Annotated in this window: 24 protein-coding genes; 17 read left to right on the forward strand and 7 right to left on the reverse strand. The window is 71.2% G+C overall.

What is annotated here, in order from left to right:
• Positions 1-83: 83 nt before the first annotated feature.
• Positions 84-860 (reverse strand): SDR family oxidoreductase, encoded by a 777-nt coding sequence (locus bpln_RS31000; RefSeq protein ID WP_042628904.1) that lies wholly within the window; start codon positions 858-860, stop codon positions 84-86.
• 294 nt (positions 861-1,154) lie between these two features.
• Between bpln_RS31000 and bpln_RS31005 the strand changes: the two genes are divergently transcribed.
• Entirely contained in the window at positions 1,155-1,388 is a 234-nt protein-coding gene (locus bpln_RS31005) for a hypothetical protein (RefSeq protein ID WP_042628905.1), read from the forward strand.
• 284 nt (positions 1,389-1,672) lie between these two features.
• A complete protein-coding gene (locus bpln_RS31010) occupies positions 1,673-2,188 on the forward strand; it encodes an RrF2 family transcriptional regulator (RefSeq protein ID WP_042628906.1) in 516 nt (171 codons plus the stop codon).
• A gap of 114 nt (positions 2,189-2,302) precedes the next feature.
• Here bpln_RS31010 and bpln_RS31015 read toward each other — a convergent pair whose 3' ends face one another.
• Positions 2,303-3,514 carry an NAD(P)/FAD-dependent oxidoreductase gene (locus bpln_RS31015; RefSeq protein ID WP_055140945.1) on the reverse strand — a complete coding sequence of 404 codons (1,212 nt, stop codon included), beginning with the start codon at positions 3,512-3,514 and terminating at the stop codon, positions 2,303-2,305.
• Positions 3,515-3,868: 354 nt separating this feature from the next.
• Between bpln_RS31015 and pdxR the strand changes: the two genes are divergently transcribed.
• Positions 3,869-5,341, forward strand: coding sequence for a MocR-like pyridoxine biosynthesis transcription factor PdxR (gene pdxR / locus bpln_RS31020; RefSeq protein ID WP_055140946.1), 1,473 nt, complete (start codon positions 3,869-3,871; stop codon positions 5,339-5,341).
• A 132-nt stretch (positions 5,342-5,473) separates the two neighbouring features.
• Here pdxR and bpln_RS31025 read toward each other — a convergent pair whose 3' ends face one another.
• From bpln_RS31025 to bpln_RS31035, 3 genes are all read right to left on the reverse strand, one after another.
• A complete protein-coding gene (locus tag bpln_RS31025) occupies positions 5,474-6,127 on the reverse strand; it encodes an FMN-dependent NADH-azoreductase (protein ID WP_042628909.1) in 654 nt (217 codons plus the stop codon).
• Positions 6,124-6,582: a GNAT family N-acetyltransferase gene (locus bpln_RS31030; protein ID WP_055140947.1), complete on the reverse strand. Its 459-nt coding sequence runs from the start codon at positions 6,580-6,582 to the stop codon at positions 6,124-6,126. The genes bpln_RS31025 and bpln_RS31030 overlap by 4 nt, the downstream gene beginning before the upstream one ends.
• A gap of 189 nt (positions 6,583-6,771) precedes the next feature.
• Positions 6,772-7,686: a LysR family transcriptional regulator gene (locus bpln_RS31035; protein WP_042628911.1), complete on the reverse strand. Its 915-nt coding sequence runs from the start codon at positions 7,684-7,686 to the stop codon at positions 6,772-6,774.
• 462 nt (positions 7,687-8,148) lie between these two features.
• Between bpln_RS31035 and bpln_RS31040 the strand changes: the two genes are divergently transcribed.
• Positions 8,149-8,946 (forward strand): polysaccharide lyase family 7 protein, encoded by a 798-nt coding sequence (locus tag bpln_RS31040; protein ID WP_055140948.1) that lies wholly within the window; start codon positions 8,149-8,151, stop codon positions 8,944-8,946.
• Positions 8,947-9,013: 67 nt separating this feature from the next.
• On the opposite strand, the gene bpln_RS31045 is transcribed toward bpln_RS31040, so the two are convergent.
• Positions 9,014-10,084, reverse strand: a complete 1,071-nt coding sequence (locus bpln_RS31045; RefSeq protein ID WP_148654241.1) for a hypothetical protein — start codon at positions 10,082-10,084, stop codon at positions 9,014-9,016.
• Positions 10,085-10,522: 438 nt separating this feature from the next.
• On the opposite strand from bpln_RS31045, the gene bpln_RS31050 reads away from it, so the two are divergent.
• From bpln_RS31050 to bpln_RS31070, 6 genes are all read left to right on the forward strand, one after another.
• Positions 10,523-10,822: a YXWGXW repeat-containing protein gene (locus bpln_RS31050; RefSeq protein WP_042628913.1), complete on the forward strand. Its 300-nt coding sequence runs from the start codon at positions 10,523-10,525 to the stop codon at positions 10,820-10,822.
• A gap of 378 nt (positions 10,823-11,200) precedes the next feature.
• Entirely contained in the window at positions 11,201-11,944 is a 744-nt protein-coding gene (locus bpln_RS31055) for an RNA polymerase sigma factor (protein WP_080937581.1), read from the forward strand.
• Positions 11,944-12,363: a hypothetical protein gene (locus tag bpln_RS31060; protein WP_055140950.1), complete on the forward strand. Its 420-nt coding sequence runs from the start codon at positions 11,944-11,946 to the stop codon at positions 12,361-12,363. The genes bpln_RS31055 and bpln_RS31060 overlap by 1 nt, the downstream gene beginning before the upstream one ends.
• Positions 12,360-12,875 (forward strand): periplasmic heavy metal sensor, encoded by a 516-nt coding sequence (locus bpln_RS31065; RefSeq protein WP_055140951.1) that lies wholly within the window; start codon positions 12,360-12,362, stop codon positions 12,873-12,875. Before bpln_RS31060 ends, bpln_RS31065 begins: the two co-directional genes overlap by 4 nt.
• 110 nt (positions 12,876-12,985) lie before the next feature.
• On the forward strand, positions 12,986-13,285 hold the full coding sequence (locus tag bpln_RS36410; RefSeq protein WP_148654242.1) for a hypothetical protein: 300 nt from the start codon (positions 12,986-12,988) through the stop codon (positions 13,283-13,285).
• Positions 13,286-13,399: 114 nt separating this feature from the next.
• Positions 13,400-16,288, forward strand: coding sequence for a GH92 family glycosyl hydrolase (locus tag bpln_RS31070; RefSeq protein ID WP_055140952.1), 2,889 nt, complete (start codon positions 13,400-13,402; stop codon positions 16,286-16,288).
• Between the two features lie 85 nt (positions 16,289-16,373).
• Here bpln_RS31070 and bpln_RS31075 read toward each other — a convergent pair whose 3' ends face one another.
• The gene (locus bpln_RS31075; RefSeq protein ID WP_042628919.1) at positions 16,374-17,264 is read right to left on the reverse strand and encodes a LysR substrate-binding domain-containing protein; all 891 of its coding nucleotides are present in this window, start codon (positions 17,262-17,264) and stop codon (positions 16,374-16,376) included.
• A gap of 101 nt (positions 17,265-17,365) precedes the next feature.
• Between bpln_RS31075 and bpln_RS31080 the strand changes: the two genes are divergently transcribed.
• The 7 genes from bpln_RS31080 (at position 17,366) to bpln_RS31110 (ending at position 24,740) form a co-directional block, all read left to right on the forward strand.
• Positions 17,366-17,956, forward strand: a complete 591-nt coding sequence (locus bpln_RS31080) for a LysE family translocator (protein WP_042628920.1) — start codon at positions 17,366-17,368, stop codon at positions 17,954-17,956.
• 2 nt (positions 17,957-17,958) lie between these two features.
• On the forward strand, positions 17,959-18,342 hold the full coding sequence (locus bpln_RS31085; protein WP_042628921.1) for a cupin domain-containing protein: 384 nt from the start codon (positions 17,959-17,961) through the stop codon (positions 18,340-18,342).
• 503 nt (positions 18,343-18,845) lie between these two features.
• A complete protein-coding gene (locus tag bpln_RS31090; RefSeq protein WP_055140953.1) occupies positions 18,846-21,050 on the forward strand; it encodes a glycoside hydrolase family 3 C-terminal domain-containing protein in 2,205 nt (734 codons plus the stop codon).
• A 229-nt stretch (positions 21,051-21,279) separates the two neighbouring features.
• Positions 21,280-21,609, forward strand: a complete 330-nt coding sequence (locus bpln_RS31095; RefSeq protein ID WP_042628923.1) for an H-NS histone family protein — start codon at positions 21,280-21,282, stop codon at positions 21,607-21,609.
• Positions 21,610-21,781: 172 nt separating this feature from the next.
• Complete coding sequence (locus bpln_RS31100; RefSeq protein WP_055140954.1) at positions 21,782-23,278, forward strand: DUF1800 domain-containing protein; 1,497 nt, start codon at positions 21,782-21,784, stop codon at positions 23,276-23,278.
• Positions 23,279-23,282: 4 nt separating this feature from the next.
• A complete protein-coding gene (locus bpln_RS31105; RefSeq protein ID WP_055140955.1) occupies positions 23,283-24,431 on the forward strand; it encodes a DUF1501 domain-containing protein in 1,149 nt (382 codons plus the stop codon).
• 87 nt (positions 24,432-24,518) lie between these two features.
• Positions 24,519-24,740, forward strand: a complete 222-nt coding sequence (locus bpln_RS31110) for a YXWGXW repeat-containing protein (protein WP_042628926.1) — start codon at positions 24,519-24,521, stop codon at positions 24,738-24,740.
• Positions 24,741-24,930 lie beyond the last annotated feature (190 nt).

The raw sequence follows: 24,930 nt of genomic DNA on the forward strand, positions 1-24,930 counted from the left end.
GGTGGCTTTCCGGGTAATGCGGCGCGCATGGCTTTCAGTCTGCCTGCCGGCATCGGCAGCAGGCACACGCGCCGCCGGCAAGCTCAGCCGCGGCCGACGAACGGCATCCCGCTCGCCATCACCGTCATGTTCAGCACGTTCGCCGAGAGCGGCAGGCTCGCCATGTAGCCCACCGCGTCGGCCACGTGCGCGACGTCGAACATCGGCTCGCTCGCGGTCGTGCCGTTGGCCTGCAGCACGCCGCGCTGCATCCGCTCCGACAGTTCGGTCAGCGCGTTGCCGATGTCGATCTGGCCGCAGGCGATGTCGAACGCGCGGCCGTCGAGCGCGATGCTCCTGGTCAGGCCCAGCACCGCGTGCTTGCTCGCCGTGTACGGCGACGTGAACGGCCGCGGCGTGTGCGCCGAGATCGAGCCGTTGTTGATGATCCGGCCGCCGCGCGGCGACTGGCGGCGCATCAGCGCGAACGCGCCGCGCGCGCAGAGGAACACGCCCGTCACGTTGGTGTCGATCACGTCGCGCCATTTCTCGACGCTCAGTTCGTCCATCGGGATCGCCGGCGCGTTGACGCCGGCGTTGTTGAACAGTACGTCGAGCCGGCCGTAGGTCCGCTCGATGGTCGCGTAGAGCGCATCGACGCTGGCCGCGTCGCGCACGTCGACGGGTACGGCCAGCGCCTCGCGGCCGCGCGCCTTCGCCTGCTCGACGAACTCGGCGAGCGGCGCCGGCCGGCGGCCCGCCGCAACCACCGTGAAGCCGTCGTCGAGCAGCCGGTTGGCCGCGGCGCGGCCGATCCCGCTGCCCGCGCCAGTCACGAGCGCGATGCGCGGCGCGGCGCGGGAGGTGGCGGTCGATTCCATGTCGTGAGTCTCCTGTGATGTCGCTGATGAGTGAAAGCGGCGCGCGCCGCCCGGCGTCAGTGTAGGGAAGTCCTCGCGCGGGCGGGTGGCGGGATCACAAAAAGAACGACGGCCGGGACTCGGGAGGGCTTGGCGATGGCGGCCGACGGCTCGCGTCGGCAGGCGCGCGGGGCGCCGCCCCGCGCGCGCCGCCTCGCGACGGCCACGCGGCGAAGGTGCTAGCATGACGCAACCTGCGGCGGCTCGTCGCGGGCTTTCGATACGCTTGCACATCGCAGTAGACCAGGAGGAGATATGTCTTTCGAGCATCGTGGGTTTCGCGTGTCCACGGACGCCTTGCCGGACGATACCGGCACGCAGTGGCATTGCAGCGCGAAGATCCACGGCGTCGACGACGCGCATCGCGACACGACGCTGCCGCCCGTCGAGCTGACGATCCCGCGCACCAAGATCGACGTGCTGATGGCGATCAGCATGGTCGAGCAGCGCGCCCGGGATTCGATCGACGAATGGCTCGCGCAGCAGTGAGCGCGTTTCGCCCGCCGCGCACGGCGGCGCGATAAGTACCGCCGCCCCCGGCATCGCGCTCGCGGTGCCGCCGCAGTTAGCGGCCGGTCACGGCCGCGCCGGAACGCACCGACGCGCAACGCGTGTCGGCCCGGCAGCCGCCACCGGTTCGCCCGCTTCACCGACGCTCTCCCTTCCCCGCGATCGTTTCCTGGCCCATCCCACCTCGCCACGCCCTGCTGGCGCGGTTGCGCCGCGAGCCGTTACGCGCTACGCTAATTCGGATCAAAAAAGTCGGAGTTGCGATGGCCCACATCAGTTCAGGTGTCGAATACGGATTGCACTGCCTGCTGTACCTGACGGAACCGCCGTCGGGCGTGCGCGAGGCGAGCGTGCGCGATCTGGCCGAGCTGCAGGGCGTGTCGGTGGATTTTCTGGCGAAGCTGTTCACGAAGCTGCACAAGGCCGGCCTCGTGATCGCCACCGAGGGGGCGAAAGGCGGCTTCGCGCTGGCGCGGCCCGCCGGGCAGATCTCGCTGCTCGACGTGGTCAGCGCGATCGATGGCGACAAGGCGCTGTTCGAATGCCGCGAGATCCGCGAGCGCTGCGCGGTGTTCGAGGGTGCCAAGCCGGCTTGGGCGACGAGCGGCGTCTGCGCGATCCACTCGGCCATGCAGCAGGCCGAGAAGCGCATGCGCGAATCGCTGGCCTCGCAATCGCTCGCGGATATCGCCGGGCGCTTCTCGTCGAAGGCGCCGCGCACTTTCGGCCCGCAGGTCGTGAAGTGGTTCGAGGATCGCGCGGCGGCCCGCCGGCGCTGAACCGATCGACCACGGCGGCGGCCCTGGCCGGTCCGGCACCGGAGCGCCCGCATGAGGAGCACCGCGCGTCGCCCGCCGAATCGCGGCGGGCGACGCCGGCTCCCCTTGCCGGCCTCAGGCCACCACGGCCCGCATCGGATCGGCGGCGGCAAGCGCCTCGGCACGATCGGCGCGCGGCGGATAGATCCACTCCGAGTTGATCTGGTGCTTGAGCGCCTTGGCCTCGGCGCCGCGCAGCCGCACCTCGCGTTCCCATCCTTCCGTGTAGACGGCGCCCCACGGGCCGAGATCGAGACAGGTCACGTACTTGGGCTGGCGGTACGGGATCGGCGCCTCGCCGAGCAGGTCGGCCGCCACGTTGTGGCCGGCCGAGCGCCCGAGGCCCATCGCGTGCTGGCACGACATCATCGCGTGATTGCCCGCGTCGTCGGTGGCGGCGTAGGCGCAATCGCCCGTCGCGAACACCGCGTCCACTCCTTCCACCTTCAGGTTGTCGTCGACGCGCAGGCGCCCCAGCGCATCGTGCCGGCCCGGAATCTGCGCGGCCAGCGCGCTGGCGCGGACGCCCGCCGTCCAGACCACGGTGTCGGCCGCGATGCGTTCGCCGTCGGCCAGCGTCACGCAGTGCGCGTCGATCGACGCCACGCCCGCGCCGAGCTTCCAGGTCACGCCCAGTTCGGTCAGCGCCTCCGTGATCACGGGGCGCGGGCCGGGGCCGAGGTCCGGCCCGAGTTCGGCGGCCCGATCGACGAGGATCACCTCGACCGCCGCGTCGGCGCCGAGCGCCTCGCGCAGTCGCGCCGGCAGTTCGGCCGCCGTCTCGATGCCGGTGAAGCCGGCTCCGGCCACCACCACCGTGTTGCGCCCGGCGCTGGCCGGACGCGCGGCAAGGCCGCGGAGATGCGCTTCGAGTTCGGCCGCGCTGCCCGTCTGGTCGACGTTGAACGCGTGTTGCGCGAGCCCCTCGACGGGCGGCATGGCCAGCCGGCTGCCGGCCGCCAGCACGAGGCGGTCGTAGCCGAGGTCGCGGCTTTCCGCATCGGCGCCGGTGTCGGCGATGCCGACGCGCCGGTTCGCGGTGTCGATGCGCGTCACGTATCCGGCCACGAACTTCACCCCGACCGCCTCGAACAGCGCCGACAGTGGCGCCGTCATCGCGCCCGGATTCTTTTCGTAGAGGCGCGGACGCACGTGCAGCACGGGCTCCGGCGCGATCACCACGATTTCCACGTCGGTTCGCGCCTGCCCGTCGAGCAGGCGGGCGGCACCCAGCGCGCTCCACATGCCCGCGAATCCGGCGCCGATCACAACGATGCGTCTTGACACGTTTCTCTCTCCTGGTAGCAAGCCACGGCTTCGAACGATGCGGTGGCACCGTGCCATCAGGACACCGGCTTCGTCCGCCACATCACATAACTCGGATTGTATTTGTCGTAGTTTGTGATTGCAAGCTTGAAGTCGCACAGGATTTTTGTGTCAAACATCTATTTCCAAGCCAGATCGAGCCATGTCACTATTGCGACAGCCATGGTCCGAGTCATGAGGAGCGGCGAAATCTTCACCCGGATGATTTTCGCCGGAACAGCCGGCGCGGCGGCAGCGACGCGCTCGTCATGCGACAATGATGGCCCACCGGTTCCGCACGTTTCGTCACGCCGGACCAGTCCAACAGGCACCCCGATGACCCAACGCGACCGCGACCTGAAGCTCGACATCGACCGGCGCCTGCAGCTGCCCGTCTATCTGCAGATCTGCGAGCGCTTCAAGCTCGCGATCCGCGCCGGGCACCTGCGCCCCGGCGATCGCGTGCCGGCCGTGCGCGGCCTCGCCACCGAGCTGAACACGGCGCGCGGCACGATCGAGATGGCCTACCGGATCCTCGTCGACGAAGGCTATCTGCAGGTGCGCGGCGCGGCCGGCACCTACGTTTCACCGTCGCTGCCGGCGGCGCTGCGCGGCACCGCGCGCGGCGCGCGCGCCGGCGCCGCGCCGAAGGACAAGCCGGCCGTGGCCCATCCCGATCGCCCGCTCGGCGAGCGCGGCAGCGAACCGCTGCCGCTGCAGCCGGGGCTGCCCGCGCTCGACGCGTTCCCGCGCAAGGTCTGGAACCGGCTCGTCGCCTACCGCCTGCGGCGCGCCGAGACGGCCTCGCTCGCCTATCCCGATCCGCGCGGCTACCCGCTGCTGCGCGAGAAGATCGCCACCTATCTCGGCCTGTCGCGCGGCGTGGAATGCACGCCGGACCAGGTGTTCGTGACGGGCGGCTATCGCGCCACGCTCGAGCTGGTGCTGCGCGCGCTCGCCACGCCGGGCGACCGCATGTGGTTCGAGGATCCCGGCTATCTGCTGGCGAGGCGCTTCCTGGTCGATGCGGGCATGGAACTCGTGCCGGTGCCGGTCGACGCCGAGGGGCTGATGGTGGAGCGCGGCGAGGCGCTCGCGCCCGAGGCGCGCTTCGCGGTGGTGACGCCGTCGCATCAAAGCCCGCTCGGCGTCACGCTCTCGCTGGCGCGGCGCATCGCGCTGCTGGACTGGGCCTCGCGCGCCGGAAGCTGGGTGATCGAGGACGACTACGACAGCGAGTTCCGCTACGCGGGGCGCCCGCTGCCCGCGCTCAAGAGCCTCGACCGGCACGACCGCGTGATCTATTGCGGCACGTTCAGCAAGGTGATGGTGCCGGGCCTGCGGCTGGCCTACGTGGTGGTGCCCGAGCGCGCCACCGCGCGCCTGCTGAGGATCTGCCAGACCATGAACGCCGCCTCGCCGTACCTGCTGCAGGCCGGCGTGGCCGATTTCATCGCGCAGGGCCATTTCGCGCGGCACCTGAAACGGATGCGCTCGCTCTATGCGGAGCGCCGCGGGCTGATGGTGGAGGCGCTGCGCGACGCGTTCGGCGCGCGGCTGCGCATCGACGTGCCGCCAGGCGGCATGCATCTGGCGCTCGGCTTCGACGGCGCCGCCGCGATCGACGATCTCGGCTTCGCCGCGCGGGCGCGCGAGGCGGGGCTCGGCGTCAGCGCGCTGTCGGAATGGTATGCGAACAGCCGCGCGAAGCAGACGCGGCGCGGCGCCGTGCTCGGCTTCGCGAACGTGATCGATCGCGACGCGGCGCAGCGCTACGCGCGCCTGCTCCGGCAAGTCTACGAGGCCTAGCCGCGGCGCCGCCGTGGCCGGATCCACGCGGACGCGATCACGGCCGCATTCGCGAAACGATGCGGCGGAAACGGGGGAAGGACGCGCGCGGCTCGCTGCCAGCCGCGCCCGGCACCGCGATACCGCGCGGGCTCAGGTGGCCGCGGCCGGCTGCTCGGCGTCGATCGCCGGCAGTTCCGAGAACGGCACGTAGCAGCGCAGCGCGGCGCGTTCACGCGCGAGTTCGGCCTGCGCCGCCGCCTCGCCCATCACGAGCCCCTGCAGCAGGAAGAAGCGCACGTTGCGAATCCCGATCGTGCCGAGCGCATAGCCGAGGTAGGGCGTGAGGAAATCGGCCTGGCGCGCGTTCGGGCCGCTGTGGATGCCGCCCGAGCCGACGATCACGAAGGTCGGCCGGTCCTGCATCAGCCCGACCTTGCCTTCCGGCGTGCCCTTGAACGTGCGGTTGATCCGCAGCACGTAGTCGATCCAGAGCTTGAGCGCGGCCGGCACCGTGAAGTTGTGCATCGGCGTGGCGATCACGAGGCAGTCGGTTGCCTCGATCTCGCGCACCAGTTCCTCCGACAGCGCGAACTGCCCGGCATCGGGCGTGCGCGAGGTGATCGCGCTCGCGTAGCCGGGCGCGATCGGCGGCAGCGGCGCGGCCACCAGATCGCGCTCGATCAGCGTGAATTCGCGGCCGCTCGAAGCCTCCTGGCGGTGCAGCGCGTCGACCGTCTCGCGCGCGAGCCCGTAGGCGTGGCTCGCCTCGCCGAACGGGCTCGCATTCAGCAGCAGCAGTTTCATCGTGATGTCTTCTCCAGGGCGGTCAGCGGCTCGACGAAATGCATGCCTTTCGCGAGCATCCCGTTACGAAAATAGAAGCGTTGCGCGAGCGGCATGTGCAGACCCGTGTCGAGCACGAAATGCGCGCAGCCGCTCTCGCGTGCAATGGTACGCGTCGCGTCGAGCAGACGCGCGCCGATCTGGTGGCGCTGCAAGGCCGGATCGACGACGAGATCGTCGACGTAGACGAAGCGGCCGTACAGCAGGTTCGTCTGGTGCCGGTAGCCGGACAGGCCCAGCACGCGCGCGCCGTCCACGGCGGCCAGCAGCCGGTAGCCCTCGGCGCGCTGCCGGTCGAGCTGCGCGACGAACGCGTCCACGCCGCTCAGGTGCGGGCGCAGCGCGCGCATCACGTCGTAGGCGGCCGTCAGATCGGCCGGCGTATCGAGATGCCGGATTTCGATTACGGGGTCCATTCTCGCTCCATGATGATTTTTGTAAGCGACAAGATAGCCTCGCCACGTCACGGCCGACAGGGCCAGAAAAAATTAAAACGGCTAGGACATCGCGTCAGGCGCGCACGCTGCCAGGGCGCGCAACAAAATCAGCTCACGGCCGCCCGGCATGGCCGCGGCACGTTCCGCCCGATTCATTCGGATTACCGATCAATCGATGGGCTCGCCGTGCATGCCGGGAGTCGATGCGCCGAAGGCCGCCGCCAGCGCCTTGTCGATTTCGTCGACGAAGCGCCGGATCACGGGATGCCGGCCGTGCCGGACCTTCTGCACGATGCCGAGTTCACGATGGAAGGTATGCGGGCCGAGGTCGAACGCGATCACGCCGGCGGGCCAGGCGCGTTCGTCGACGTTGCGCGGGATCAACGCGATGCCGGCGCCGCGCGAGACGAGCTGGGCGATGCAATGGAAATCGACGGCCTCGATCGCGTCGTCCACGCGGATGCCCTCGCGTGCGAGGAACTGATCGACCAGCTGCCCGGCGAACGTATGCCGCGCGCAGCGGATGAACGGCGCGCACGCGAACGCCGCGCGCCACGAACCGGCGGCGATCCCCTCGGGCGCGAGCAGCACGAACGGCTCGAGCGCGAGCCGCCGCCATTCGATCGCATCGGACAGCGTGAAGTTGGGCCGGCTCATCACGGCCAGGTCGACTTCGCCCGCATCGACCTGACTCACCAGCGCGAGCCCGCCGCTCGTGGAGATCTCGACGCGCCAGGCCGGAAACGCCGCGCGAAAGGCCGTGACCGGCCCCGCGATCAGCATGCCCTGCGCCGAGGCGACGGCGCCGATCCGCAGCGTGCCGGTGTTCTCGGCCACGCCCGGCTCGCGCAGCAGGCGCGCGTGCAGCGCCATCATCTCGGTGGCGAGCGCGAGCGCCTCCTGCCCCGCCCGGGTCAGATGCGGCGTGCGTCCGGAACGGTCGAACAGCGCCACGCCGAGCTGCTCCTCGATGCGCTGGATCTGCGAGCTGACGGCCGACTGCGTGATGCCGATGCGCGCGGCGGCCGCCGAGAACGTGCCGTGCTTGACCACCGCCAGAAACGTCTTCAGCTCGCGCAGCATCGCAATCCATCGAATCCGTCAATATGCCCCATAGAATAGTATCGTTTTACATCGAATATCGATAGCGGTAGGCTCCGAAGCGCGTGACCTGCCATGCATTAACCGATGCGCCTGGAAAGCGAATTCCCTTCACCCCGGATATCCATATCGGGTTGATCCGGATTTACCACGGATTTCGCCAAATCCATGGCCCGGCTTTTTCGCAGTGCATCAAAAGCAGCGCGTGGCGTGGCATTCCACGGTATTTCCAGTGGACGTCGTACCGTATTGATTCGTTATTCGATAACACTCGACACTGTAAATCGACAACCGGATCGCGCACTGACGCGAAATGGCACCGGCGGACACCGGCGCGCCTCACGAAATAAAAACATAATCCGCATCCGCAATTGCGATTCACGTTCCGTGCCGCCGCCATTCAGCCTCACCCATCCATCGCAGATGAACCAAGGAGAGACGCAAATGCAAGGGAAAATCGTGAATGGCGCGCTCGCCGCGCTGTGCGCCGGCCTGTTCGCGGCCCATGCCGTGGCCGGCCAGTCGGCCGAGATCCTCGCCGACGATGCCGCCGTGGTGGCGGCCGCCATTCTCGACCCGTCGGCGCCGCCGGGGTCGAACTTCAACCTGAAGCCGTGGACGCTGCAACTGCCGATCGGCGCCTCGGGCAGCGTCACGCAAGTAAACGGCGACAGCCTCGCGGCCGGTTATACGAACCAGTACTACTTCCATACCGACAAGTCCGACGGCGCGATGGTGATGATGGACCCGACGCGCGGCTGGACCACCTCGGGCTCGCAACATCCGCGCACCGAGCTGCGCGAGAACGCGATCTGGCCGACCTCGGGCGCCAACCGGCTCGACGCGACGCTGATCGTCGTGCAGGTGCCGAAGACCACCACGATCGGGCAGATCTTCCAGGGCAACGGGCCGAGCAAGCCGCTCTGCGAGCTGCAGGTGACGTCGGGCGGCAACGTGCAGCTGCTGCTCGAGGACACCAACCAGGGCGGCGCCTCGCATACCTACCCGATCGCCGGCGTGACGATCGGCAAGTCGTTCACCTATGAGCTGAGCCTGTCGGGCACGACGATCGGCGTGAAGGTGAACGGCACCTCGAAGTCGTTCACGATGGATTCGAGCTTCGACGGCGAGAGCTTCTACTTCAAGGCCGGCAACTACGATCAGAGCGCCACCTCGGGCACGCCACTGACCACGCCGGGTACCGTCGTCAAGTTCTACGCGCTGACGCTCACGCACGGCTGACGCGCGCGCGGCCCGCGCGCCTCGTTGCGATGCGCGCGGGCGCGGGTGGCCGTGCGCGCCGGGCCGGCTAGAACGCCGGCACCGGGTCGTGCCCGGCCACCAGCACGTACTTGCCGTCGCGCAGCCGGTACACCGCCGTCTGGTGGATCGTGCGCACGGCGGGCTCGTCGCCCGAGCCCGAGGTCTGCGCGCCGTCGAAGTGGATCCGCATTTCGCTCGTGCCGTCGGCGGCCGTGGCGAGCGAGAGCTTGCCGTTGATGTCGAAGCACGACGGCGGGCCGCCCGCATCGGTCGTCGCGACCACGTCGGTCTCGCTCGCGGCGCCGTGCGCCGTGTCGGCCGCCTTCAGCGCCGCGTCGCAATCGCCGCTCGCGCCGAGGTTGTTGCCGTCGGTCGGGATCGTGCTCGCGTAGGTCGCGACGTGCCCCGGCTTGATGCCGTAGACCGAGGCCCAGGTTCCGCAGACGCCCTGCCAGCATCCGCCGCCCGTCACGATCAGGCCGAACTCGTCGGCGCCGATGCGCGCGACGCTGGTGTCGCCGAGCGTGCCGGCCACGCCGAGGTAGTCCACGCCGTCCATGCGTTGCTCCAGCACCCAGCCCGCCGCGTCGTGGCGGAAGAAGTAGGCGCCGAGCCACGCGCCCGACGCGTAGCTGTCGTCGCGCACGCCGCCGTCGTCGACGCTGACGCCTTCGGTCAGCATCACCGCGTGCGTGTCGTCGAGGCGGATCACTTCGCGCGGCGCGATCTCGATGCGGGTCACGGCCGTCCTCGCGGCGCCGGCCGCGCGGCGGATCCTTCCCGAATCGTCGCGCTCGGGCAGTTCGACCTCGACGTCGCGCGCGCCGGGATCGTTGCCTTCATGCCAGTGCGGAAACACCGCGCGCATCAGGTCGGCGCGCTTGAGGCCCGGGGTGGAGGCCGACGCGGAAGACGCGGAAGACGCGTCGGAGGCGGTCGATGCCGGCCGCGTCGCGGAAGCGGCGGCCGGAGCCGGCGCGCTCACGCTCGCGGCGCCGGACGCCGTGGCGGTGCCGGCGTCATGCGCGCCGTGCCGCTCGCAGGCGCTCAGCAGCACCGACATCGCGCCGAGCAGCGCGAGCGATGCGAGCCGCCGCGCCGGCGGACAGGCCGGCATGACCGCGGACACCGGCGCGAAGGCGGACGGCCCGAGCGGGCTGGGCGAACGAGACGGGCTGGCGAAAATCATCGGCGGTACGAATCAGGAAAGGGCGAGGCGGAGGCCATCGAATCGCCGGAATCGACGGTGCGTGCAGCGCGCGGATGTTACCAGAAATTTCCCATGAATCCGGCCCGTCACGCTCGTTGGCGCACGCTTCGCCAAGCCCGGTGCCGCCGCGCGGAAGGCCCGCCCGGTCAAGGGTTTACGCGATGTCGCGCGATACTCCGCCGAGCCGCGGCACGGAACGCGCGGCGACGATTCCCGCCCGTGCCTTTCACCTTGCGTCGCGTTCCCCCTCGAAAATTTTCACCGCCCCGCGACGGATTTCCGCCGCTCGCTCCGTTCAAGCCGAGATGGCGCGATCGCGCCGGATCCATCAAGGGAGCCCATCCAATGAAACGACTGTTCCATCCTGCCCGGCTCGCGGCCGCGCTGAGCCTGACGCTCGCCACCAGCGCCTTCGCGCAGGCCGTCATCGTCGCGCCGATCGCGCCGCCCGCGCCGCGCTACGAGGTCGTGCCGCCCGCGCGCACCGGTTACGTCTGGGATCACGGCCGCTGGCGCTGGGAGCATGGCGCCTACGTCTGGCAGCCCGGCCACTGGCAGCCGGTGCGCGTCGGGTACCACTGGGTGCCGGGCCACTGGGTCGCCCACGGTCCGAACTGGCACTGGGTGCCGGGGCACTGGGCCTGAGCGTCCGGACGACGGGCGCCCGAGCGCCGGGGCCGTCGCCTCGCGCCATCGCGTTTCATCACGCGCCGTCGCCCCCCGCCGCGTCCGCCATGCCCGCTTCGTCAGCCGTGCCGTCCCGCGCCGTCCGCAGCGCCGCCACCGGCGGTCGAGGCAGGCCGGCACGCTCCATCGTCTTGCCAGGGAGTTCCTCTCGTGAAAATGTTCGCGATCCTCGTGCTCGTCGCGACGACGCTCGCCGGTTGCGTCGTCGTCCCCGCCCGGCCGGTTCATGTGCGGCCGGCCGCCGTCGTCGTATATTGATCGCGTGCGGCGGGCGCGCCGGCCTCGCCGATGCCTGTCCGCCGCCGCCCGTTCGCGATGAACGGATCGACCGCCGCCATGCCCGCGCCTCCAGCCCGCCCCCGCCCGTCCACCACGCGGCAGGCGCGTGACGGCGCGGCCGGGGCAGGCGTCCAAGCCGTCCCGCAGGGAGTCCTGACCCGTGAAACCAGCCCGGCGCGCGCAGCGGCGCGCCCCCCCGCCACCGTGGCCGCGCGAGCGGCCGCCGAACCGCAAGCCCGCCTCGTGAGCGAACCCGATCCCGACGCGGAACTGCTCGCGCGCGTGGGCGCGCGCGACCCCGGCGCCGCGCGCGCGCTGGTCGCGCGCAAGCTGCCGCGCCTGCTCGCGCTCGCCACGCGGCTGCTCGGCGACCGCATGGAAGCCGAGGACGTCGCGCAGGAGGCGTTCATCCGGATCTGGAAACAGGCGCCGCGCTGGAAGACGGGCGAGGCGCGCTTCGACACCTGGCTGCATCGCGTCGCGCTGAACCTCTGCTACGACCGGCTGCGCGGCCGGCGCGAGGAGCCGGCCGACACGCTGCCCGACGAGCCGGACCCACAGCCGCGCGCCGACGCACGGCTCGAGACGCAGGAGCGCGACGCGCGCGTGCGTGACGCGCTGGCCGCGTTGCCGCCCCGGCAGCGCGAGGCGCTCGTGCTCCATTACTATCAGGAGCTGTCGAACATCGAGGCGGCCGGCCTGATGGGCATCACGGTGGACGCGCTGGAGAGCCTGCTCTCGCGCGCCCGGCGCAATCTGCGCGCGCAACTGGCCGCCCGCGGCCGCAGCGAGGAAATCTGATGACACCCGAACGATTCCGCAACATCGTCGAGGCCTACGGCGCCGATTCGCGCCGCTGGCCCGACGCCGAACGCGACGCCGCGCGCGCCTGGGCCGGCGCGCATCCCGAGGCGGCCGGCCCGCTGCTCGCCGAGGCCGCCGACCTCGACGGCTGGCTCGGCGCCCACCACGTCGCGCCGGCCGGCCACGCGCTCGTCGAGCGCATCGTCGCGACGGCGCCGGCCGCGCGCCGGCCCTGGACGCGCGGCCGGCTCTGGTGGTCCGGCGCCGCGGTGGCCGGCGTGGGGGCGCTCGGCGTGCTGGCCGGCGCGCTCGCGATGTCGTCGGCGCTGCTCACGGGCGCGCCCGCGGCGATGCACGAGAGCACCTACCTGACCACCAGCTTCGGTGGCTCGACCGACGACTGGAGCGGTGAATGAACGGCCGTACCCCCACCCTGCTGCTCGCCGCGTCGATCGTGCTGAACGTGTTCCTGCTCGGCGCGATCGCGGGCGGCGCCTATCAGTGGTACGCGCGCCAGCACGGCGCCGGCGGCGCCCACGCGCCGAAGGTGGCGCTGCGCTTCGCGGCCGAGGCGCTGCCGGCCGAGCGGCAGCGCGAATTCACGGAGGCCCTGAAGGCGGCGCGGCGCGACGCGCGCGTCTATGCGCGCGAGGGCCGCGACGGCCGTCGCGACGTGCTCGACCTGCTCGCCATGCCGCAACTCGATCGCCCCGCGCTCGACGAGGCGCTGGCGCGCACGCGCGAGGCCGACATGCGTCTGCGCGCGCAGGTCGAGAGCAGCGTGGCCGATTTCGCGGCGAGCCTGACGCCCGAGGAGCGCCAGCGCTTCGTCGACGGGCTCCGGCACAGCGGCCAGTGGCGCCAGCCCGCCGCGAAGAACGCGCGTGAGAACAACGCGCACGACGCGAGCGCGCGCGACGGCGACTGAGTCGCGAGCCGTTCACGCCTTCATCCGGCCTCCTCCACGAAACGCGCGGGGCCGGGCCGCCATCGAACGGCGCGCCCTCGATGCGCCGGCCCATGCCCCGGCAAGCGCCCATGTGCGCTCGCAGCAGCGCGGCCGCCGGCAGCGTGCCGCCGCTCGCGCCGCCCGATGACAGCCGCATCCATCGCGGCGCGATCCGCTCGCGAACGGCGATCGACATGACGTCATCCACGCCGCGCGCCGACGCCGCCGCTCGGGATGCCTCGGCGTTCCGCCCTTCGATGCAGCGCCGCAAGCCCGCGCCCGTGTTCATCGTTTCGGCCGGCATGCGCTGCGGTTTCAAATCGTTGCGCCACGTTGCTCATCGTTTAGTAAATCTAAGAAAATCATTACAGATGTGTTCATTCGATTGACGCGCAAACGTTCCAACTCCTAGTCTTACGACGCAGCAAGATTCACGACGAGCCGGCGGTCGATCGGTCGAGTCGCCGGGACAGGATCGGGAAGAACAATGGAGAGAGACGATCATGAATCGGTTCATGACGCTCGCCGCCACGCTGGCCGTGGCGTGCGCGTTGAACGGGTGTGGGGGTGACGACGGCGGTGGCGGCGCCGCGTCGATACTGGCGGCACGGCCCGCGGCGGCAGCCGCTGGCGCCGCCGACACGACGGACCTCGACCGCGGGCAGACGCTCGCGCTCACGCAGTACGTCGATCCGCTGATCGGCACGCTCGCGAGCCATTCGCCGAACCCGGTGCCGGCCGGGCAGGCGGGCAGCGTGGAGCCGGCCGCGGGCCTGCCCTCGGGCATGGTGCAGTGGGCGCCCGACACCAACACCACGCCGGCGCCGAACAGCAGCGCCGAGCCGGGCTCGCCGGCCGGCTACTACTACGACATCAACTCGATCCAGGGCTTCAGCGTCACGCACATGCCGGGCGCGGGCTGCTCCGGCAACAACGGCGAATTCCCGGTGATGCCGACCACCGACCCGGCCAGGCTCGTGCCAACCTTCAGTCATGCGAACGAAATCGCGAGAGCCGGCTACTACTCGGTGCTGCTCGACTCGCAGATCAAGGTCGAGCTGACCGCCACGCTGCGCACCGGCTTCGGCCGCTTCACCTACCCGGCGGGCCAGCCGGCCCTGCTGGTGCTCGACGCGACGCGCACCAACACCCGGACCTCGACCTCGGGAGCCATCACCCAGGTGTCCGACAGCGCGATCTCGGGCAGCACCACGGGCGGCGGCTTCTGCGGCAACTCGGTGGCGGTGCCCGTGTATTTCTATGCCGAGTTCGACCGGCCGTTCACGTCGGCGTCGATCTCGCACGGCGTCGCGCAGCTCGGCTTCCGCTCCGGCCTGACCGTGAAGATGAAGATCGGCATCTCCTACGTGAGCGTGGCCAACGCGAAGGCCAACCTCGACGCCGAGAATCGCGGCTGGGACTTCGACGGCGTGCGCGCGCTCGCCGACGCGACCTGGAACGACCGGCTCAACGCGATCCGCGTGGCGGGCGGCACCACCGAGGCGAAGACCAAGTTCTACACGGCGCTCTATCACGCGCTGTGGGCGCCCAGCATCTTCAGCGACGTGAACGGCCAGTACATCGGCTTCGACAGCCAGGTGCATCAGGTCGGCAGCGGCCAGCATGCGCAGTACTCGTCGTTCTCGGGCTGGGACATCTACCGCTCGCTGATCCAGCTGAAGGCGATCCTGAACCCGGCGCAGACCAGCGACATGATCCAGTCGCTCGTCAACGACGCCGACCAGTGCGGCGCGATTCCGCACTGGGTCAACGACAACGTCGAGGACGGCGTGATGCCGGGCGACGCCGGTTCGCTGATCGTCTCGAGCGCCTATGCGTTCGGCGCGCGCGGCTTCGACGCGCAGGGCGCGCTGCGGCACATGGTGAAGATGGCCAACATCCCCGGCACCGCCTGCAACGGCGTGACCACCAACGGCGGCCGCGCGAGCTACCTGCAGACCGGCTACATCACCAGCGGCGAGTGGGGCCAGGCATCGTCGACGCTCGAGTACGCGAGCAGCGACTTCGCGATCTCGCGCTTCGCCGGCGCGCTCGGCGACGCCGCCACGCAGCGCATGCTGCTGAGCCGCTCGGCCTACTGGCAGAACCTGCTGAACACCTCGCTCGCGCCGCCGCTGAACGCGGCGCGGCAGGCCAGCGGCGCGTGGATTCCGGAGACCCCGGGCAGCGGCGACAACTACGTGGAGGGCAACGCCGAGCAGTACACCTGGATGGTGCCGTACAACCCGGCGGGCCTGTTCGCGCAGCTGGGCGGCGACACCACGGTGGCGTCGCGGCTCGATACGTTCTTCACGGTGCTCAACGCCGGCCTGAGCCTGCCGAACTTCTACATGGGCAACGAGCCGACCTTCGAGGTGCCGTGGCTCTACAACTGGGCGGCGCAGCCGTCGGGCACGCAGCGCGTGGTGCAACAGATCATGGCCAGCGCGTTCGGCACCGCGCCCGACGGCCTGCCCGGCAACGACGATCTCGGCGCGGTGTCCGGCTGGTACGTGTGGGGCGCGCTCGGCCTGTATCCGGAGATTCCGGGCGTGGCGGGCCTCGCGATCGGCAGCCCGCAGTTCCCCGCGATCGACGTGCGGCTCGGCACCGGCCGGCGCCTGCGGATCCGCGCGGCGGGCGCGCCGGCGTCGAGCTACGTGCAGGCGCTGTCGATCGACGGGCGCGCGCAGTCAAGCCCGTGGGTCGACTACGCCGCGCTCGCCGACGGCGCGACGCTGCGCTTCTCGATGGGCAGCTCGCCGTCGCAGTGGGGCGCCAGCGTGCCGCCGCCGTCGTTCGGCGTGCCGGTGGCGATCAACGCGGCCGACAGCTACAACAACCGCGGCTTCAGCGCCGACGGCGCCACCAACACCGACGGCCAGGGCGCGGACTTCGACGGCAGCCTGTTCAGCTACTCGCTGAACGCGCTGGCGGCGGCCGGGGTCCAGCCGGGCAAGCCGTTCCCGGTGGCGGGCGCGGCCGTGGCGGTGGCGGGCGGGCCGCTCACGCTCGACAACACGGTGACCGTCGGCCAGACCGTGATGCTGCCGCCGGGCTCGACCGGCTCGGGCGTGGTGGTGCTCGGCTCCGCGAACAACGGGCCGTCCAGCGGCGTCGCGCAGCTGAACTTCGCCGACGGCACGAGCCAGGCCGTCACGCTCGCGTTCGACGACTGGACGCTCAACGGCGGCGGCGCGAGCCCGAGCTCGGCGATCGCCGTGACGATGGCCTATCGCAACTCGGGCAACGGCCAGCCGGACAACGTCAAGACCTACCTCTTCGCGCAGAAGATTCCGGTGCCGCCCGGCAAGGTCGTGACGAGCATCACGCTGCCGCGGCAGGTCAGCGCCGGCAAGATGCACGTGTTCGGGGTGGCGATGGCGTCGTGAGGATTCGTTGAGGATTCAGCGGCGCCTTTTTCCATTCGGATGATGCGCGACACCGCTTGCGGGAAGGCGCTCGATGAAACGACGCTCAGGCGATCCGCGCGAGCCGCGGGCGCGCGGCGGCGCCCTCCCTCGACATGGTCTCGCGCACGTGGTGCGCGAACGCCTGCGCGGCCGGCTGCGCGACCGCCGGCAGGCGCAGGCAGATCGCGAACGGCGGCAGCGCGGGCAGGCCGGCCGCCTGCGGCGCGAGCGTTTCCAGGTCGTCGGGCACCGTGGAGGCGAGCCAGGTGGTGATCGCCACGCCCGCGCGCACCATCGACGCGGTCGCCTCGATGTTGCCGCTCTCGAACACGGTGCGCCACGCCACGCCCTGCTCCGCGAGCGCGCCGAGCACCACGGGGCGGAACACGCAGCGCTCGTCCACCATCGACAGCGGCAGCGGCCGCTTTCGCCATGCCTCGCTGCCGCGCCCCGACACCCACACCAGCGGCTCGACGCGAATCACCTCGCCCCTGGCCTCGCTCGCCACGTACTGGATCAGCGAAACGTCCACGCGCCCGCTGTCGACGGCCTCGTGCAGATCGGGCGACGCGCAGCAGACGAGCGTGATGTCCACGCGCGGATGCGCCTCGGCGAACGCCTTCATCGCCGGCGCGAGCGGGCCGACCAGATCGTAGGGCACGCCCACCCGCAGGCTGCCGCTGAGCGGGCCGTCGGCCATGTCGGCCCAGATCTCGTCGTTCAGGCGCAGCAGCTGGCGCGCCTTGACGAGAAACGTCTCGCCCTGGCGCGACAGCTCCAGCCGGCGCGTCTTGCGCACGAACAGCAGGCAGTCGAGCATGTCCTCCAGGCGCCGCACCTGCTGGCTCACGGCGCCTTGCGTCATGTGCAGCAGGTTCGCGGCCACCGTCATGCTGCCGCTGTCGGCCACGGCGACAAAGGTTCGGATCAGGTCGAGGTCGAGGTTTCGGGTCATGGACGCATTATGCCGGCTAATGCATCGCATCAAAATTATTGCCTTTCATGATGCATCGGCCGTCCGTACAGTGCGAACCTCGTTCCTTCGAATCGCCGCCAATGACCGCGCTCCTGCCGCTCTTCCTGTTCGTCGCCGTCGCCACCCTCACGCCCGGCGGCGCCACCACGCTCGCCACCGCGTCGGGCGCGCGCTTCGGCTTTCGCCGCTCGCTGCCGCTCGTGACCGGCATCGCGGCGGCGCTGGCCATGCTGGCCGCCGTGGCCGCGCTCGGGCTCGGCGGCCTGCTGCTCGCCATGCCGTCGCTGCAGACGGCGGTGAAGGCGCTCGGCTCCGCCTACCTGCTCTGGCTGGCGTGGCGCATCGCGCGCAGCGGCCCGCCGAACGCGGGCCAGGGCCCGGCGCGGCCGGTCACGCTCGCCAGCGGCTTCCTGCTGCTGTGGCTGAACCCGAAAAGCTGGGCGATGACGGTGGGCGCGGCGGCCTCGTTCGCGCTCGTCGCCAGCAGCCCGCAGCGGCTCGCGCTGCTGCTCGGCGCCGCGTTCGGCGTGGCCGCGGCGCTGTCGCTCGCGTTGTGGTGCGCGCTCGGCGTGCTGCTCGCGCGCCTGTTTCGCACGCCGCGCCAGTGGCGCATCCTCAATCTCACGATGGGCCTGCTGCTCGCCGCGTCCATCGTGCCAACCTGGAGATAAGCATGGTTTCCCGTTCGTTTGCCGAATCGTTCGATCTCGACGCGGCGTTCGCCGACATCACCGCGCACTGGTCGCCGAAGGTGGTCGCGCAGGTCAACGACCAGTACGTGAAGGTGGCCAAGGTACTCGGCCAGCTGGTATGGCACGACCACGCGCACGAGGACGAGCTGTTCTTCGTGGTGCGCGGCCACCTGAAGATCGAATACGAGGGCGGCCGCGTGGTCGAGCTGCCGGCCGGCTCGATGCACGTCGTGCCGCGCGGCACGCCCCACAATCCCGTCGCCGAGGAGGAGTGCTGGATCATGCTGGTCGAGCCGGTGGAGACGAAGCACACGGGGGACGTGGCGTCGCCGCTGACGAAGACGATCGAGCAACAGCTGCGCTGAGCCGATGCCCGCGCCCGCCCGGCCGGCTCACGGCTCCCGGCGGGCGACGCCTAGCCCGCGCCGTCGCCCTCCCTCCCCGATGCCGTAAACGGCGCGCGGATTCCGTCCGCCGTCGCGATCTCCGGCGCCGCGCGAATCGCGCAAGGCAGGCCGGCCGAACCCCGCCCCCGCCCGCCGCCGCCTCACGACGCGCCCCCGCACCGCACCAACGGCAGTTCTTACCCACGCGCCGCGTGCCCGCCGGGCAGCCCTACCGCCGCGTCGCGCGCCGTCGCCGCCTTCCCGCAGAAACATAAGACCATTGCGGGAAAACACCGATGCTGTAGTCGAACTACATTCATACTATCTAACACGGTGGAGGCTACCTACATCGCGCTGGCCCCGTCGATTTCTCCATCCCGCCGCCCGGTGCGCACTGGCGCGGCACCCGCGTCTCGTGTTTCACCGCTGTCGCTTCCCGCCTCATCGTCGACAACCAGAATCGAATAACCGGAGAGAGAGACATGCAGGTCAGACTTTGGTCGGCCGCCGCATTGACGGCGTTCACGTTCGCCAGCGCGCAGGCTGGCACCCCCGATTTCATCAACTTCCCGCCGACGAGCTTCGACGCCGTCGCCTCGGTCACCGCGCGGCTGCGGGCCGATGCGCTGGTGCGCAAGATGACGCTCGACGAAAAGCTGCAGATGATCCATTCGCAGTATGAGATGAGCGCGGTGCCGGGCGGCGGCGCCGGCTACATCCAGGGCGTGCCGCGGCTCGGCATCCCCGACCTGAACATGGCCGATTCGTCCACCGGCTCGGGCAGCACCTCGCAGCCGAGCACGACCTTCCCGGCCACCCTCGCGCTGGCCGCGAGCTGGGACCGCCAGCTGTCGAGCGACTATGGCCGCCAGGTCGCGATCCAGTTGCGCGCGCAAGGGTTCGGCATGGGCCTCGGCGGCGGCACCAACCTCGCGCGCGAACCGCGCGGCGGGCGCCTGTTCGAATACCTCGGCGAGGATCCGCAACTGGCGGGCGAGCTGCTCGCCGAACGCACCGACGGCACCCAGCGCGAGCAGGTGATCGCCACCATCAAGCACTACGCCGGCAACGAGCAGGAACACGGCCGGCAGGGCGGCAACACGCAGATCGACGAGCGCACGCTGCGCGAACTCTATCTGCTGCCGTTCGAGATCGCCGCGAAGCGCGCGCGGCCCGGCAGCGTGATGTGCTCGTACAACCGCCTGAACGGCGACTACGCCTGCGAGAACACGTTCCTGCTCTCCACCGTGCTCAAGAACGACTGGGGCTTCGAAGGCCAGGTGCAGTCCGACTGGGGCGCGGCGCACAGCACGGCGCCGTCGATCAACGCCGGGCTCGACGAGGAAGAGGACGTGGGCGCCACCGTCTACCTGACGCCGGACCTGGTGCGCCAGGCGATCGCGAACGGCTCGGTGTCCACGGCGCGGCTCGACGACATGGTGCGCCGCAAGCTCTACACGATGATCCGCCTCGGCGTGCTCGATCACCCGGCCAGGGGCGGCGGCACGATCGACTTCGCGGCCGGCAACGCGTTCGCGCAGGCGGTGGCCGAGCAATCGATGGTACTGCTGAAGAACGACGCCAATCAGCTGCCGCTCGCGGCCGCCGCGCTGCGGCGCATCGCGGTGATCGGCGGCCACGCCGACGCGGCGGTGCTCTCGGGCGGCGGCTCGGGCAACACGCGCGATCCGGTGACGGGCTCGTTCGCCGGTTGCGGCGGCCTGCAGTTCGGCACCGACACCGGCTGCAGCTGGTGGCGCAATCCGTGGCTGAAGGTGGATACGCCGATCGTCGCCGCGATCCGGCAGCTCGCGCCGAACGCGCAGGTCGCGTTCGCCGGCAACAGCGACCAGCAGCAGCCGTTCCGCGCCTACACGCAGCAGGAGATCGACCAGGCCGCGGCGCTCGCGAAGCAGTCTGACGTGGCGATCGTGGTGGTGGCGCAGCCGGCCGGCGAGGATTTCGGCGACCTGCAAAGCCTCTCGCTCGCGAACCCGACCAATCAGGACGCGCTGGTCGCCGCGGTGGCGCAGGCGAACCCGCGCACGGTGGTGGTGGTCGAGAGCGGCAACCCGGTGCTGATGCCGTGGAAGGACAGCGTCGCGGCGATCGTCGAGGCGTGGTATCCGGGCGAAGGCGGCGGCAAGGCGATCGCGAACCTGCTGTTCGGCAAGGTCACCCCGTCCGGCAAGCTGCCCGTCACGTTCCCGGCGCGCGATCAGGACACGCCGACCTGGGGCACCGACGGCACGTTCGCGAACGATCCGGTCTACGCCGAGAAGCTCGACATGGGCTACCGCTGGTACGACGCGAAGAACATCAAGCCGCTGTTCGAATTCGGCTACGGGCTGTCGTACACGCACTTCGCGTACTCGGGGCTGACCGTGCTGCGCCTGCCCGGCAACCTGCTCGACGTGAGCTTCACGGTGCGCAACGACGGCCGCGTGGCCGGCGCCGAGATCCCGCAGGTCTACCTCGGCGTGCCGTACAAGGACGAGCCGCCGCGCCGGCTGGTGGGCTGGGACAAGATCGGCCTGAACCCGGGCGAGTCGCGGCGCGTGCGCGTGCTGGTCTCGCCGCGCGAGCAGAGCGTGTGGGACGACACCCAGGGCAAGTGGCGCTATGTGCCGGGCAGCAGCGTTTACGTGGGCGCCTCGTCGCGCGATATTCGGCTGCAGCAGCACTGAGCGCGGCGCCGGCGAGACGGCGGCAGACCGAAAGCCGGCCCGGGCGAGGCGGCGCGAATCGTGACGACCCCGCGCCGGGCCGGCCGGATCGGCCCGGTTCAGCGCCGCCGACGAACGCCCGCGAGCGCCCCCGCGGGCGTGTCTAAATCTCGCCAATCATGGCCGGTATTCGTGAAATTGTGTACGGAGCCTAGTAAGATGGCGCCCTATCGACACTCGCCGACCCACAATGAGCAATAACCTCAACGTTCTCGAAGAGCAACTGCGCGAACTCGACCAGCAAATCGCGCACGCCAAGTCCGAAGGCAAGCAGGCACTGCTCGCGAACCTGCAGGAGCAGGTGCAGCAGTACGGCATCACCGAGGACGAATTGCTGCGTGCCGCCGGGTTCCGTCAGGCACAAAAGGTGCGCAAGGCCGCGCCGGCTAAATATTATGATCCGTCGTCGGGCCATTCGTGGTCCGGCCGCGGCCCGCGCCCGAAGTGGCTGCAGGGCAAGGAACTGGACGACTACCTGATCGACCGCGCGCCGAAGCCCTGGTGGCCCGGCGAGGACTGACCCGGCGGCGCCGCGCGCGGCGCCCGTGTTACGCGATACCCCGGCCGCCCATGACGCGCGCCGGCCGCGCGACGGCCTACCCGGCCCGCGCCTGATTCTTTTTTCGCCCGACGCGACGGATTTCCCGGCGTGCTCCGTTTAACGGAGAACTTCCACGCCGGCAGGACTCCGTATGAACGCTCCGCCCAACCCGCATGCCGCGGCGATCGCCGTGAACCGCTTCGGCCTCGGCGCCCGCCCCGACGAGCCGGCCCCGGCCGATCCGGCCGGCTGGCTGCTCGACCAGTTCTCCCGCTACGAACCGCGCCCCGCCGCCTGGGCCGACGCCCCCGGCGCGGTCGCGCTCGCCACGCGCTTCGGCGACGAGCGCGGCCGGCTGCGCGCCGGGGCCGCCGCCTCGACTCCCGCCTCGACTCCCGCCTCGACTCCTGCCTCGACTCCGCCGACGGCGACGCTGGCAGCCGCCGCGTCGGGCCCGGCCGCCGCCTCGGCGCAAGCGATTCGTCAGACCGTCAACCAGACGATCCGCCGCGAAAGCGTGGAGGTCTACCGCGACGCGGTGGACGCGCGCGTCGAGAGCGCGCTCGTCACGCCCGCGCCGTTCGTCGAGCGGCTCGTGCATTTCTGGGCCAACCATTTCGCGGTGTCGGTCGACAAAGGCCAGGTGGCCGGGCTGGCCGGCGCGTTCGAAATGGAAGCGATCCGCCCGCACGTGCTCGGCCGCTTCGAGGATCTGCTGGTGGCGGCCGAGCGCCATCCGGCGATGCAGCTGTTCCTCGACCAGACCCGCTCGGTCGGCCCCGACAGCCGCGCCGCGCTGCGCGCCGACGCGCGCGACCCGGCCCGCAGGCGCGGCCTCAACGAAAACCTCGCGCGCGAGATCATGGAGCTGCACACGCTCGGCGCGCGCAGCGGCTACACCCAGGCCGACGTCACCGAGTTCGCGCGCGCGCTCACCGGCTGGAGCGTGGCGGGACCGCGCGGCCCGCAGCCCGGCAATGCGCCGCCCGGCGCGTTCGTGTTCCGCCCGGCGCTGCACGAGCCCGGCACGCGCACCGTGCTGGGCCGCCGCTACGATCAGGCAGGCGAAGCACAGGCGCTGGCGATCCTGCAGGATCTCGTGCGCGCGCCCGCCACCGCCCGCCACCTGGCGTTCCAGCTCGGCCGTCATTTCGTTGCCGACGATCCCCCCGCCGCGCTGACCGAGCGCCTCGCGCGCGCCTTCGAGCAGAGCGGCGGCGACCTGCCCGCCGTCTATCGCGCGCTGGTCGGGTCGCCCGAGGCGTGGGCGCCGTCCGCGACCAAGTTCAAGACGCCGTGGGACTGGGCCGTGTCGTCGCTGCGCGGGCTCGGCTGGACCACGCTCGGCAACCTGCGCGCCGCGCCGCTGCTGACCCAGCTCGGCCAGCCGGTCTGGCGGCCGGGCTCGCCCGCCGGCTACGACGACGTGGCCGCCAGCTGGGCCGCGCCCGACGCGCTGGTGAGGCGCGTCGAGATCGCCCAGCGGCTCGCCGCACGCACCGGCGAGCGCGCCGATCCGCGCACGCTCGGCACCGCGCTGTTCGCGGGCACGCTGAGCGAGTCCACCGCCACCGCCGTGTCGCGCGCCGAAAGCACCACCACCGCGCTCGCGCTGCTGCTCGTCTCGCCCGACTTCCAACGGAGATAACGCCATGGAGCCCACCCGCCGCCGATTCCTCGGCACCGCCGCCGCGGCCGGCGCGCTGCTCGTCGCGCCGCGCCTCGTGTTCGCCAACGTCGCGAGCGATCGCCGCTTCGTGTTCGTGATCCAGCGCGGCGCCGCCGACGGCCTGAACATCGTCGTGCCGTATGCCGACCCCGCCTACGCGAGCCTGCGCGGCGAACTCGCGATCGACGCCGCGAAGGCGACGCGGCTCGACGGCACGTTCGCGCTGCACCCCTCGCTCACGCAGACGGCCGCGATGTACGCCGGCGGCCAGGCGCTGTTCGTCCACGCGATCGCCTCGCCGTATCGCGACCGCTCGCATTTCGACGGCCAGAACGTGCTCGAGACCGGCGGCCTCGCGCCGTACCAGGTGAAGGACGGCTGGCTGAACCGGCTCGCGGCGATGCTGCCGGCCACGCGCGAGAACGCGATCGCGCTCGCGCCCACGGTCCCGGCCGCGCTGCGCGGCGCCGCGCGCGTCACCTCGTATGCGCCGTCGGGGCTGCCCGACGCGCCCGACGATCTGCTCACGCGCGTCGGCGCGCTCTACGAACGCGACGCGCAGCTCGCGCCGCTATGGGCCTCGGCGATGGCCGCGCGCGGGCTGGCCGGCGACGCGCACGCGCGCCAGGACCCGGCCGGCGTCGGCAAGCTGGCGGCCGGCTTCCTCGCGCGCGACGACGGCCCGCGCATCGCGATGATCGAGACCGGCGGCTGGGACACGCACAGCGCGCAGAACCCGCGCCTCGCGAACGTGCTGAAGGGGCTCGACGCGATGCTCGCCGCGCTGCGCGACGGGCTCGGCCCGGTCTGGCGCGACACCACCGTGGTGGTGGCCACCGAGTTCGGGCGCACCGCCGCCGCGAACGGCACCGGCGGCACCGATCACGGCCAGGGGTCGGTAGCGATGCTGCTCGGCGGCGCGGTGGCGGGCGGGCGCGTGATCGCCGACTGGCCGGGCCTGGGCGGCGCCGATCTCTACGAAGGGCGCGACCTCAAGCCGACCGCCTCGCTCGACGCGCTGATCGCCGGGGCGGCGGCCGAGACGCTGCGGCTCGATCCGCAGCGCACGGCCGCGACGCTGTTCGGGCAGGCCGGCGCGCGGCGCGCGACGACGGGCCTCGTGCATGCCTGAGCCTCGGGGCGCGGGTTCGCGGGTTCGCAAATCCACGAAGCACTTCATTCATTTCCGACGACGACAGTCCCGGGAGGACGACCCATCATGACGATTCGATCGCGATCCGCCGCCGCGTTCGCCGCCTGCGCCTGCGCGGCCCTGCTTTGCGCCTGCGTCGTGGAGCCGGCGCGCCCGCCGCAGCCCGCGCCGCGCGTCGAGGTGATGCCCGCGCCGCCCGCGCCAGGCTATCGCTGGGTGAAGGGCCACTATCGATGGGAAGGCAATCACTGGGCCTGGGTGCCGGGCCATTGGGTGGCAGCGTATTGAGGATTTCCCGAGGTTCGCGGCGGGATCCGGATCGTTCGGGATACTGAACATGATCGAGGAGGAGATCGCCGGGTGCCGCGTCGTGCCGCTGTCGGCGGTGGGGCGGCCGGGCCGTTCGGCTGCCGGCCCGCCGTCGCGCCCGAACGGCGCGGCAGCGACCACGTGGCCGCCCTCATCGCCTGGCCGCGCG

This window comes from Burkholderia plantarii, from assembly GCF_001411805.1.
GTDB classification, from domain to species: domain Bacteria; phylum Pseudomonadota; class Gammaproteobacteria; order Burkholderiales; family Burkholderiaceae; genus Burkholderia; species Burkholderia plantarii.